Here is a 12,299-nt window from a genome sequence, read left to right as displayed (position 1 = left end):
TCGGGGAGAATCGGGTCATGTATGTGGCCCGTGCCCTTGAGCTTCGTGATGGTGATCGTGCGTGGCTGGAGGCGGTGACGCGTGCGTCGACGGCGCCAGCCGGCGTGGTCCAGCGGGCAAGGATCGTGCTGCTTGCCGCGGACGGCGTGCCCAACACCGAGATCGCGGAGCGGACCTCGTCGTCGCGGCCGACGGTGGTGAAATGGCGAAACCGCTACGTTGAGGCCGGCATCGATGGTCTCGGTGATCTGCCGCGGCCGGGCCGTGCGCCGGAGATCGATGAGATCGAGGTGCTGGCCGAAACCCTGGCGGACAAGGGGATGCCGCCGGCCGAGCTCGGGGTCACGCACTGGTCGTCGCGGCTGCTGGCGGCCCGGTTGGGGATCTCGTTCGCGACCGTGGCCAGGATCTGGCGGAAGTGGAACATCCAGCCGCACCGGATCGAGACGTTCAAGTTCTCCACCGACCCCGAACTCGAACCCAAGATCCGCGACGTCGTCGGGCTCTACTTGGACCCGCCGGCCAACGCCGTCGTGGTCTCGATCGACGAGTTGGGTCGGACTGGGGCGCGTTGACGCCTTTGCAGGCGTTACGTTTCCCCAGCCCGCCCGCCGAACCGGACGTGCGTGTCTCCACGCATCCGGCTCTCCACGAGCCCATGCCTTCGGGCTATGCGGCTGATCCTGGTGTTGTGCTTGCCCAGGGTGTGGCGATGTTGCTGGCCCGGTAGCGGTAACGGCTCACTGTCACCTGCTGGGGCTGGAACAGCACCACCTCGTCCTCGGTCGGTCGCCACCGGGGAAGGTAGCGACGCATGAGAACGGCCCACTTCGTGCGGTTGTGACGTTTGCGGATCCATCGGACCACCCGATGCCAGGTGTACTGGTCGAGGTAGCCGAAGGTCGCCTTTGACACGCCGTAGCGGAAGTAGGTGCACCAGCCCCGCAACACCGGATTCAGTTGGCGTAGCAGGGCGGCAAGACTCGGATGTGACGATCTGCGGGTCAGCGCGCGGACCCTGCCGACGATGGAGGCGAGTGCCTTCTTCGACGGGTAGGTGTAAACCACGCGCTTGTTGGTGCCTCGTTTCCGTCTCCGCTGGATGCGGAACCCCAGGAAGTCGAAGCCCTCGTCGATGTGGCAGACCTTCGTCTTGGCCTCCGACAGGCGCAAACCGATCGGGGACAAGACCGCCGCGACTTCCTCCCGCAGGGCCTGTGCGTGCGCCTCGGTTCCGGCCACCAACACCACGAAATCGTCTGCATAGCGGACGATCCGGTAGTTGGCGAGCCCGCTTCGGCGTCGCTTGGTCCGTTGATAGGTAGTGCCGCTGACCGTCTGCCAGGCCTGGTCGAAGTGCTCGTCCAGGACTGACAAGGCGATGTTGGCGAGCAGCGGGGAAAGGATCCCGCCTTGGGGCGTGCCGGTGGCCGTGTTCCGCAACTGGCCGTCCTCGCCGAGGATGCCCGCCTTGAGGAACGCCTTCACCAAGACCAGAACACGTTTGTCCCCGACACGATGACGCACCCGGTCCATCAAGCCCGGATGGTCGATCATGTCGAAGCACGCCTCGATGTCACCTTCGAGCACCCACTCATACGAGCGGGACGCGAACTGGTGAATCTCGGCGATCGCGTCATGGGCTCGGCGCCTGGGACGGAAGCCATACGAGCATGGCTTGAAATCCGCCTCGAAGATCGGCTCGAGCACCAGCTTGAGGGCCGCCTGCACGGTGCGGTCCCGAGCAGTCGGGATGCCAAGCCTGCGGCGCTTACTGCTGCCAGGCTTGGGGATCATCCGTTCCCGCACAGGCAAAGGGGCGAACTGCCGGGCCTTGAGATCAGCCCGCAGCCGCGGCAGAAACCCCTCCTCGGCGGAGAACACGGCATCCGGTCGGACACCGTCCACCCCCGCCGACCGCTTCCCACGATTGCCCCGGACCCGCGCCCACGCCACAACGAGGACAGCCGGGTCACAGACAAGGTTGAACAAATCGTCGAACCGGCGACCAGGATCATCGGTCGCCCATTGGTGCAGCTTGGTCTGGATCCGCAGTACCTGCGTCTCGGCCCACTCAACCTCGGGCCACAGCACGCCGGTATTCACCGGCGATCTCCTGCCATCCCAGTCCCTGCGCTGCGAACTCGCTGCCGCCCTTCGCCATGTGACCGGCTTTCCCGGCCTCGGACTACTGCGACGGCTCCGCCACGCCCCGGCCCGACCGGCCGACGACGAACCTGCCCGCACCCGACCCGGACGGCCGAGCAACGGGTCCAGCCCGGGACGCTTCCCACGTTCACCACACACCGGTCGACGGGGTCGGTGCCCAACTTTGCCCCTGCAGCATCGCCACGAGTACGCCGCAGACCTTCCTCGTGGCCTCCCTGCCGGCGACTTCACCCGACGCAGGAGTCGCCCGACCACCCCGAATGGAGTGTCGAGCGTGCACCGCACTCCGGCCCACATCCGCCAGGTTGGAGCCGGTGTATCTCTTAAGAGGCTTTACACGCTGGTTTCTCACGTACACCTTCCCGTCTCGCTAGGCAGACCCGGGCCGTCTGGCAGTGCCGACCCGTCCTGCCGTTGTCAGGGCTGCTCCCACCCTCCCCGGCGTCTCCCGGATCAGGCTGCCCTCAGCTTCCACCGGCCTGCTGCGACAGACCGGCGATGGAGTCCTTCCACCTCCATCCGGTAATGCAGCGCCTCGTGGCGCACGAAGTCGCAGATCCAGGCCCTGGACCGCACGGCGCCGATGCTGCCCATGCAGCCTGGCCTGCCCGAGCGACATACCCACGACTACCGGCGGCACGGGACGACGACGCTGTTCGCGGCACTGGAGATCGCCACCGGCGCCGTCACCGCGGCCTGCAAACCCAGACACCGCCACCAGGAGTTCCTGGCCTTCCTCAAGCAAGTCGCCCGCGCCTACCCCGGCCAAGAACTCCACCTGGTGATGGACAATTACGCCGCACACAAACGCATCGAGATCCGCACCTGGCTGGACAAAAACCCGCGGATCCACGTCCACTTCACCCCCACCTCAGGCTCCTGGCTCAACCTGGTCGAGGTCTGGTTCGGGATCATCGAGCGCCAGGCCATCCACCGCGGCAGCTTCGGATCTGTCCGAGACCTCAACACCAAGATCCGTGCCTTCATCACCGGGTGGAACAACCGCTGCCACCCCTTCGCCTGGACGAAGACCCCCGACGAGATCCTCAAGAAGGCCAACCGTCAGAACACTTCAAACACGGTCCACTAGGACGTCATTGCCCCTTTTAAACCGCCGCATCAAACCTAGGTCCAACCCGGCGACACTCAGCGAATCGATCACCACCGATTATGTCGGCCTTTCGCTGGATGTCGATCAGGGATCGTTGGGCGGGACGGATTGACCCGCGCCTTGAAGTTGCGCAACTCCGACAGCACCTCTTCGGCTCGCTGGCTGGTCAGGGTCCCGCTCGAGTTGCGTGCCAGCCAGTCGCGCAACTCCAACCCGCCGACGACCTCGACGCCATCGATCACCCGGCTCTCTTGTTGTAGATCGTCTTTCGCCCGACCCCACAAGACGACTAGCGGCTGAACCTGAAGGTCATGCACCCGAACGGACCGCAGGATCAGGTTGGCTATACGGGCTGAGCGAGTAGCGGCCGCGATGTCGGTGCGAAGAACGGTGTTGGTCAAGTCGGTGCCGTGCCACTTGCTGTCGATCGCGAGGATCCCTGCCGGCGTCACGACGAGGTGGTCGACGTCGCCGCCACCTCGAGGTTGTCGACCCAGCCCCAGACATGCCGGCGCCGCTTGGCAACCCGCAGCACCTCTCGGGTGTTGTCCTCGCCGTACGCACCCGACAACTCCCGCGACGAGCCCGTGTAAAGCAGGAAGAGCAAGCCGACCGCGGCTACGGCCGCCACGGTCATCGCACCATGCACGAAGCCACGCAAATATCCGCTCAGGAACATCGACGGGGGTATCACACTGACCACGCATATGGCGACGTACGCGAGCAACACCCGCCAGTTGCGCCGCAGAAACGCGAAGAGGCGCTCCCTGAACTGGCGGCGGGCATAGGACCGACGCCGCCGGAACACTCCATGCCGTTGGAACAATCCAGGCTGCCGCATACCCGCCATCCACATCGTCGCCCTCGTGATCATGGAGCCGTTCGCAAATCCGTTCCTTAAGCCACGCGCAGGACCATGACGACGCCCTCGGCCCGTTTCGTCTCATGCTTTCGACAGCGTTCGTTCACCAATCGAGATGCGCTACAGGCTCAGGTTGACGTGCCAGCCGGACGTGACAAGGTCACGCAGTGAGTACGTCACTTGGCCACGCCTTTCGGCGCCGATCTCCACAGCAATGAAGTCTGCCTCGGGTACGTCTTGCACCACGAACGGGAACTTCATGCCCCCATCAGCTGTGAATTGGCATCCGGTCAACTTCCCACTCGCGACGGTTTGCCCGCCGCCGTCGCGGACGACTACCTGCTGCCCCACATGGATGTCGCTATAACCCTCTTCGTCGTACCCACGACAATTCTCGGGGTAGTTGGGGTTGTGCCGGACAGCCAGCATCTCGAGCGTGCCGCGCAGAACGTGTTTTGGCGGCACGGCGTTCGTAGGTGACACCGTGGCCGTGGTAGTCACCCTGGCTGTCGCAGTTGCGGTCACGGTGGCTGTCGTTGTCGCCGTCGCGGTCGGTCGAGCCGCTGAGCCCGTGCATCCTGATAGCGCCACGAGCGTCACTGCCAAGAGACCGGGGACCATGCTGACGGTGCTGAGCGAGTGTCGTTTCCGGTTGGCTGTCTGCCTATCGGCGCATCTACTGTCTGTCCGTTGCGTCACCTTCGCCCTCCCCGAGCGCAGTAAGTCGTGCACTACCTCTGAGCGCCACCGTGACACTCGCTCAGCAAACAGTGCTTCAACGCGGGCCCGTTGCAACAGCAGGCAATCGGCCGACACCAAGTCGACAAGCTGTCATCCATTCGGCCGACGCAGGCGCGGCAGTGTCTTTCTCGGGCTGGATCTTGTGGTGGTGCCTATCGACCATCGAGCTCAGCCACCGACCCGCTGATCGGCCGGCTCTGTGGATCTGCCTCCGCGTGCCATGGTTCGTGCCATGAAAACGCGTCTAGCAGAATGGGTTGAGTCGGGCAGAGGGGCCGCATCACCGAGTCCTGCCGCCTGAAGTCGGCCAGTGTGGCAAGTCGCGTGGCTCTCATAATCCCAGGGCACGGTTCGAGCCCGGTCTCCCACGAGCATGAGGCGACGTCTGCCAGCGGTCCGCGCGTCGATCAACCGCCGCCTGCCACGGCCCGGCAGTCCCGCGTGGGACACACGTCTGAAGTCACGCACGCAACTCCGAGCAAGCAATTGTCATCGGCCAGATTTGTCAGACGGCATGAGGTCGTGCCGTCGGATGCGCCAATCTGCGAGGCCCACATCCCGGCGGGCAGCCGACGGCAACCCGAGGCAGGACCACGAGCACCAGAGCTCCGCTTCGATCAACCCCATGTTCGAGAGGAGGGGTGCTGTCTTCTCCAGTTACTCAGCCACCAGAGCTGGGTTGCGAACGCTCCCGCCCTGCGCTCTGTCACTGCGTCAATGATCTCCTTCTCAACTTTGTCGATCGAGCGGTCAAACACCTTTGTAGGCCAAAGGACGGTCACCCCAGCCGCGCCGCTTGCCAACGCCGTCAACCAATCCTGGCCCAGAACTGCGGACGCGGTGGATAACGCTGCCGCTGAACCAATCTTGATTGTGAAATCAGTCCACGCCCGGCTCCTCCGCGAGGTTCGGGCGCGGGCGGCGCGCAGGCCGGGTCCCTGAACTTCACGCAGGGTGCCGGTAAGGATTTCCTCAGCGATAACAGCCCGGTCAACGAGTCCGTCAGTGACCATAATCTCGGCCGCCGAAACCTCGCTCTCCAGCGCCTCCATCGCTCTCCAAAGTCGCCGAGACATGCCGTCTTCGTGGAACTGCGCTACCAGACTCAAGTCGAGGGACGACGGAAACGACAAGTCCAGGCCATCAACCAACAAGCGCGCCGACTCATCTACGAGTCGCCTCTCGCTGCGATCTAGGCCGAGAAGCACAGGCTCATCGACGGCGGACTGGATGGCGGTCATGGTCTTGAGCCCATAATTTGGCGTACCTCCCATTCCAATAAGAGTCGGATATGTCAGGATTTCACTCAGCTCAAGAATTCTTCGGGCACCGTGACTAACATTCGGCAGCCCTGCCAATCGGTGGGCTAGCGGGCTCCAGCCATAGATGCATAGATCAACGAAATTGGTGATTAACTCAATCTCAATTCGCTCCGATAGCTTTTTCTGGGACAGACTTGGAAAGTGTTTTCTGAACTTTCGTCGCACCCAAGCGAGTTGGAGCATCTCACTGATAGGCAACACGGCCCGTGCTTGATCCCAATAACTATCAGCATCAGCGAATCGTCGAGCGAGCTCATCGCCTCTAGCCCACACCGAGGGTGGCCTAAAGGAGAAGAGATCATCGAAGTGACCTTTGCGCGCATAATGCGTCGGGTGACCAATGATCGGTTTAATCGAGCCGAGCTCAACAAGCTCTAGAAGATCATTCCACTCAGCACCGAACCGACGCTCAAGGTCGGCCTTTCCAGCGGGTGGAAAATACACAACAGTCGCCTCATACAACAGCAGGAGCGCCGTAAGGGGCGAACCAGAGCGAGCAAAACCTACACGCTCAGGAAGGTGTACATCCTTATACAGCCTCCTGGCATCCGTGACGACCCCATCCATAACAGCAGTGGAACCGTTGGCGCGAACGAACGACCTCTCTCGTTCTTCGTAGTCCTCAAGGTCGGATCTGCGCACCTGTCCAAGCTACTCGTCTGTGACTGCCCGTGGCCACCAGTCGTCGGGGTCCGATTTCGCAATGGCATCGATCAGCTTCTTGGCCGACGCCGTGCGGATAGATCGACTCAGGTAGGTGTGCCAACGAGCTACAAGGTCCGGTCGCCCGGGCAGACTCTCTCTGACGTGCAGGATGGACTCGATGACATCCGCATCCCGGGCCACATCGGCCTCCGCGGAGCTATCACTCACCCATTGTTCAGCGCGCCGCTGGATCAGGTCTCGAACTCGCGCCGTTAGGCGATCCGTCTGATCATCAACCACTTGCCGAAAGGGCTTCTCCTCCGCGAGGTACCGTCTGGTCAAGTGGTTCATATCGCCGAGTCGAGCCTCGGGTAAGTCATGTATTAGTGCAATGGCAGCCGCCCTGTCGGCGTCAGCGCCCTCGAGCTCAGCAAGGATCATGGCAATCACGGCGGCGCGGAACGAGTGATCCGCGACCGACTCCCGGTTGCTCATCCGCGCTAGGCTCCAGCCTGTCCTCCAAGTCCTCTTCAGCTGACCGACCTCGTAAAGAAAGTCGGCCAGACCATCGACGTTGCTCATCGATTCTCGAGCGGCCGGGCGAGGCAAAAGACCTGAGCCTCGGATGGGCCCTCGATGGGCGCATGGTCGACAGTTCGGAGACTGACCACCTCGTAGCCGGCATGCTCTAGGACAGCGGGCAGCTGCGCCTCGGTGTAGCCGGACGCCTGGAATGTGGTTCCCATGAACTCCACCTCGACTGAGTCGGCATCGAACTCGACCAAGCTGAAGGAAAGCAGGCCACCCCTCCGCAGCCAAGCTCTCACTTCGGTCAGGAGCGCCGCCATGTCCGCTCGAGAGAGCATCAGGAGGGAGAAGTACGCAGTGACTGCATCGAACTCGTTCGGACTGAAGCTCAGGTGTCGCATGTCGCCGAGGACGAACTGCGCTTCTGGGACCTGAGCCCGGGCCAACTCAAGCATCCTGACCGCAGTATCAACACCGATCACGCGGTGCCCTTGCCCAGCGAGTAGTCGCGCAGTAGGCAGCCCAGTCCCGCAGCCGAGATCAAGCACGTTGGCACGAGGAGGCAAGTGCTGCGCCAACTCTGCTATCGCTTCCAGTTGATGCGGATTCGCGCTGTGAACCCGCTGATAGTCGTCCGCGATCAGGTCGAATGGCTCCACATCGTGAGTCTACCCCTGGTCGATGAGAAAAGAGTTAAAGTCGAGTAGTTGGATGGCCCCTCCACGCGCTCGAAGGGATGCGCCCAGCCCGCCGTCTACCTGGATTCTCGTCCCGTTCACCCATGCTGCTGACTCGGTCAGCAGGAACTCGATGACAGCGGCTATCTCATCGGCACGAGCGTGGCGTCCAAGAACTTGCTCTGCGGTATCGATCCTTTTGGCGCCCATCGACTCGCGAAATCGCGGCAATAGACTAGTGGTCACGGGCCCGGGCTTCACACAATTTATTCGAATCTGCCGAGGATGCAATATTGCGGCAAGCTCGACTGTCAATTCATCCACGAGATATTTCGAGAGCGTGTAGGCCTGCACAGGCCCCACCGAGTGCGATTGGGCCCAAGCTCGCGAACGCTCCAGTGAGGTCGAGTCAAGAAGCGCCCGCAAGTCGCTATCAGCAACTCCATGCCGAGAGGTCGATATAGAGCCTAAGACTACAATAGCGGCGCCGGGAACCATCCGTGGGAGAATCCTGCGCAGCAGGCGAACAAACGCGACGACGTTCACCCACATTACCTCGCCCGCGTCATCGGTACCAGCGAGGCCGGCGCTGTAGACGAGCCCGCTGATCGTATGGGGGAGTTCGGCGACAACTCGGCCGACGGCCCGATCGTCTCTGAGATCGACGACGATGTCGGCAACACCTCGAGGCTCGGGAGGGACGAGATCGAGGTTCGTCACCTCCGCCCAAGCGGCGAGGCGTAGAGAAGTTGCTCGCCCAATCCCGGATGCACCTCCTGCAATCACAACACATGGGCGTTCTATCTCGCTTGAGTCGCGTTCCGTGCTCATCCGCACCTACCTCGCGCCGGCCGAGTCGGTAGCCTGCTCCACTCCGGGTCAGTCAATCATGGCAGTTTCGAGTCCTTCTCAATGCTGGACCGGGATGGGCGTGCCGTCGTTGCTGAGCGCACCCACGTACCGCGTTTGAGCCAACGTCCGCTCTCGCGTACAGCGGTTCAGCGGGGAACGGCGTGGGAACGAAGGGGTGTCGAATCGGGTCAACTGGCGACAAGACCGGCCGAACTGCTGATGCCACATTAGGCTTGAAGAGGTTGGTGTCGACGGAGTCCCTCGGTTTCCTAAACCGCACGTCAAGCAGACCTACCCGCCAGCAGCGGGTTATCAGAAGCCTGGGGGGTTCCGCACTAGCCGCAATGACGCCTGGCGAAGGAGGAGCTTCTTGCGTCCGTGATGGTCGAAGACGACCTCGATCACCGGGCCTGAGTCGGTTGCGCGCAGTGAAATCAGTTGACCTTCGCCGAACGTCTGGTGCTGCACGATGCTGCCGACGACGAACTGGCCTTCCATGGCTGGAACTGGAAGGGCCGGGCCGTCAGCGGACGGAGCAGAGGCTGCCAACCGGTCTTCATAAATCTCGCAGAGATAGACGACGGCCGACATCACCAACCCAGCTGTTAGGCGCGCCAGCGCATCGTCGACAAGTGGCGCCCCGCTGCGACCGTGGCCTGCGCCTCGGCGGTTCCGAAGCTCCCCGGCGCCTTGGAGCACGTTGCTCAGTCCGCCAAACAGTCGCTTGAGCGCGCGTGCCTCGACGCCGTCGCCGCCGGCTGCCTCTGCGTCCTCAGGGTGCAGCCCGAGGTGCTTCAACGTCTTGTGGACGAGTGCGGGAATGCCATCCGTCGTGTCGTGATCACCGGTGAGGCCGAGGATCGTCTTGCAGGTCGACTCGACCGATCCCTGACGTGGCCGATCAACGCCTCCGAATCCTGGCCATGATCGCGACGGATCCGGTCAACTTGCCTCCGCATCTCCGCGACGCCTAAGCGGCCAGCCGTCGCTTCGACTGCGTTCAGGACCGTTCCGTCCGGTAGCAGGGTGTCTGCCTGATCGTCAACGACGATCTGGGCGGCAAGCGCAGGATCGTTCTCGGCGAGCCAGTCAAACACGCGAAGATGGTCGGTGACCGTGGTCAGGTGCTTGAACCGCTCTTCCGCAGTGAGGGGCTTTCCGAACGGTGGAGGCTCCATCCCAGGAGGGGTTAGGTCTCCGAGTACGAACGGCAGAACATGGTAAACCGCGCCTTCGTAGTCGTCATCGCCGAAGGCGAGCGCACGCAGGAGTCGCCGGTGGCCCTCGATTTCGTCGCGCGTGTCGGTCAAGAGAGCAAGCTGCATCCAGGTGCCCCGGTCACGGACCGCGGCCAGTGTCTTGCCGACCGCCAACATGACCAGGTTGGGCGATGCATCCTCGCGCCACCGTCGACTACTCACCGAACCAGGCTAGCCATCTTCGGCGACCGGCGCCGCCGCATATCCGGAGCGAGCGCCAGACAAGGGGTCAAGCCCGGGTGACGGTCGCTGAGACCGGTCCCGACGCCAGGACCCGGCCGTGCACGATGCCCTCGTGCGACCCAGAAGCGCCGGCCGTTTCCGCTTGGGGCGAGATTCGGCTGCCGCCAGGCCTCATGGGCTCGCTCGCGGCGCGCGCGGTGTGGCTGGCACGCGCGCCAGTCCGATGCCGCCGCGCAACACGTGCAGCTCGGCGCGGGAATCATCATGGGCGTGGGGCCACTCGTGGGGCCAAATGGAGTCAAATAGCGTTGGCAGAGTGGTCTCGGCGGGCCGAGCCACGGACTCCCGGAGTCTCAAGTAGGCGCCTGTGGCAACGGCCGCCGGACTAATAATCCTTGGGACGCGGTTTCGAGTGAACCCGCTCTCCCATCAAATGCATGCCACATCTACGGTGCCCACAGCGCGGTGAAGCGGCAGTCCCAAAGCCATTCGCGTTGGTCACCGAGTTTCGCTCGATCGTGGTTTCCACGATAACGACGGCTGGGTCTCCAACTCGCTCCGGATACGGCCAACGGCCCAACCGTAGCGGCTCACGAGTTCGAAGGACGGGTGGGATCGAAGTAGCGCTGGGAGCTGACGCCGAGCGGCTGTGTCGAGGTCTAACGCCTCGCCAATGGCTCCCATCGTCGAATCCGGGTTGCGGACGAGATGCGCGGCGACCCATGCCTCGAGCCGATCGGTTTCGGGGGCGGCAATGAGCCGGCCATCCCTGAGTGCTTGGCGAGCAGTATCGCCACGCTCGATTGCCGCGCCGGCCCGCTCGATCAGCGGTTTGAGCCGCTCGGCGATGCGTTGCCGCCGATCGGGTACTGCGAGCACAGAGTAGGCACTGGCGGCGGCGGCGAGAGCGAGGCCGGACCAAACCATGGAGGGCCTCACGCTGAGGCGAACGGAGGTCCACGACACGATTGAGGTGGCACCGACACCAGTGAGACCGATCACGAGTCCGATACCGCGTTCGGACTCGTGGCGACCTGATAACACCGATAGATGCACGATCCGTAGGTCGTAGTCGGTTCGGGTTGCGGGTGCGAGCCGCGGCCGGCGCAGGTGCTTGTCGTGCGAGTAGATGGCCCTGGCGGAGACTAGCCTGGCTACCTGGACGTGGGCTACATCGTCAGGGTCGACTATGTCGGTCGCGTCGGGCATCCAGTGGTCAGTGTCGGCGGTCGGCGTGACGACAACGGGGACGCGAGGCAGGTATTCGTCCGTGATGAGGGCGCGAAGTGCCTCGTGCTCGACGCCCCGGCCTCGCGCGGCTGAGGCCGACATCCAGCCGATTTCGCGGAACGCGCGCTCGGACATGAGACCGATTGCGGAGCCGGCGTCGACGGCACGTAGCAGAGGCGAGCGCTGGCCAGTGACCAGGGCGTCACAGGCATCGCCCAACAAGACGTCGGTATCGGCGACGAAGACCTCGGAGCCGAATGCCTGGTCGGCGATCAGATCCGCAACGGTGTACACCGTCTAAGCGTAGAAGAGCCCTGCAACGGATAACCTGCCGTCGCGGCCTCACCACGTATGCCCGCTGGCATGGGCTTCCGCTACCGCGAGCCCTAGACTGCCACTTTTCAAGCGCCGAAACCGACAGCTTTGGAGCGCGGTCGACAATCGCCGGCCGAGCCGACCGAAGACACCTCCCCACTTACACCTCCCGTCCATCCCCCTGGCTGGTGACGACGACCCAGCTCTGCTCGGCGGTGTCTACCGAGCACCGGCGGAACACTTTGTGGAACGAACTGGCGAGTAACCGAGTTGCTGGAGTCGACAAGAGCCGAACTCAGGGCGGGCCCTGAGGCTGAAATCGGCCCCTGCCGAAGCGGTCCGGCGGCCTTCTAAACCGGGCGTCGCTTCGTTGTTCGATTAGCTCCAGCAGGCCCGCCTCAGACT

At 63.3% G+C, this 12,299-nt stretch carries 12 protein-coding genes and 1 pseudogene; 2 read left to right on the top strand and 11 right to left on the bottom strand.

Annotation, left to right across the window (positions count from 1 at the left end; translation table 11 throughout):
* Window positions 1–17: 17 nt before the first annotated feature.
* The gene (locus EV646_RS35285; RefSeq protein WP_132156524.1) at window positions 18–575 is read left to right on the top strand and encodes an IS630 family transposase; all 558 of its coding nucleotides are present in this window, start codon (window positions 18–20) and stop codon (window positions 573–575) included.
* 94 nt (window positions 576–669) lie between these two features.
* Here EV646_RS35285 and ltrA read toward each other — a convergent pair whose 3' ends face one another.
* Window positions 670–2,106 carry a group II intron reverse transcriptase/maturase gene (gene ltrA, locus EV646_RS35280; RefSeq protein ID WP_132156522.1) on the bottom strand — a complete coding sequence of 479 codons (1,437 nt, stop codon included), beginning with the start codon at window positions 2,104–2,106 and terminating at the stop codon, window positions 670–672.
* Window positions 2,107–2,716: 610 nt separating this feature from the next.
* Between ltrA and EV646_RS35275 the strand changes: the two are divergent.
* Window positions 2,717–3,259, top strand: a pseudogene (locus EV646_RS35275) (IS630 family transposase); the annotation flags it as partial.
* 68 nt (window positions 3,260–3,327) lie between these two features.
* Here the strand turns inward: EV646_RS35275 and EV646_RS35270 are convergent.
* From EV646_RS35270 to EV646_RS35225, 10 genes are all read right to left on the bottom strand, one after another.
* The gene (locus tag EV646_RS35270; RefSeq protein ID WP_132156520.1) at window positions 3,328–3,732 is read right to left on the bottom strand and encodes a hypothetical protein; all 405 of its coding nucleotides are present in this window, start codon (window positions 3,730–3,732) and stop codon (window positions 3,328–3,330) included.
* The gene (locus EV646_RS35265) at window positions 3,729–4,121 is read right to left on the bottom strand and encodes a hypothetical protein (protein ID WP_132156518.1); all 393 of its coding nucleotides are present in this window, start codon (window positions 4,119–4,121) and stop codon (window positions 3,729–3,731) included. The genes EV646_RS35270 and EV646_RS35265 overlap by 4 nt, the downstream gene beginning before the upstream one ends.
* Window positions 4,122–4,262: 141 nt before the next feature.
* Window positions 4,263–4,625 carry a hypothetical protein gene (locus EV646_RS39640; RefSeq protein ID WP_199237373.1) on the bottom strand — a complete coding sequence of 121 codons (363 nt, stop codon included), beginning with the start codon at window positions 4,623–4,625 and terminating at the stop codon, window positions 4,263–4,265.
* An 875-nt stretch (window positions 4,626–5,500) separates the two neighbouring features.
* Window positions 5,501–6,847, bottom strand: a complete 1,347-nt coding sequence (locus tag EV646_RS35255) for a hypothetical protein (protein WP_132156516.1) — start codon at window positions 6,845–6,847, stop codon at window positions 5,501–5,503.
* 9 nt (window positions 6,848–6,856) lie between these two features.
* Complete coding sequence (locus EV646_RS35250; RefSeq protein WP_132156514.1) at window positions 6,857–7,432, bottom strand: HD domain-containing protein; 576 nt, start codon at window positions 7,430–7,432, stop codon at window positions 6,857–6,859.
* Complete coding sequence (locus EV646_RS35245) at window positions 7,429–8,037, bottom strand: class I SAM-dependent methyltransferase (RefSeq protein WP_132156512.1); 609 nt, start codon at window positions 8,035–8,037, stop codon at window positions 7,429–7,431. Before EV646_RS35245 ends, EV646_RS35250 begins: the two co-directional genes overlap by 4 nt.
* Window positions 8,038–8,046: 9 nt before the next feature.
* A complete protein-coding gene (locus EV646_RS35240) occupies window positions 8,047–8,886 on the bottom strand; it encodes an SDR family oxidoreductase (RefSeq protein ID WP_132156510.1) in 840 nt (279 codons plus the stop codon).
* A 333-nt stretch (window positions 8,887–9,219) separates the two neighbouring features.
* The gene (locus tag EV646_RS35235) at window positions 9,220–9,705 is read right to left on the bottom strand and encodes an abortive infection family protein (protein WP_158291106.1); all 486 of its coding nucleotides are present in this window, start codon (window positions 9,703–9,705) and stop codon (window positions 9,220–9,222) included.
* Window positions 9,702–10,328 (bottom strand): hypothetical protein, encoded by a 627-nt coding sequence (locus tag EV646_RS35230; RefSeq protein WP_132156506.1) that lies wholly within the window; start codon window positions 10,326–10,328, stop codon window positions 9,702–9,704. Before EV646_RS35230 ends, EV646_RS35235 begins: the two co-directional genes overlap by 4 nt.
* Before the next feature lie 519 nt (window positions 10,329–10,847).
* Entirely contained in the window at window positions 10,848–11,873 is a 1,026-nt protein-coding gene (locus EV646_RS35225; protein WP_132156504.1) for a PIN domain-containing protein, read from the bottom strand.
* Between the last annotated feature and the right edge of the window lie 426 nt (window positions 11,874–12,299).

The organism is Kribbella antiqua, from assembly GCF_004345665.1.
In the GTDB taxonomy this organism is placed as follows: Bacteria; Actinomycetota; Actinomycetes; order Propionibacteriales; family Kribbellaceae; genus Kribbella; species Kribbella antiqua.
This window is presented reverse-complemented; position numbering and strand designations above follow the sequence as displayed.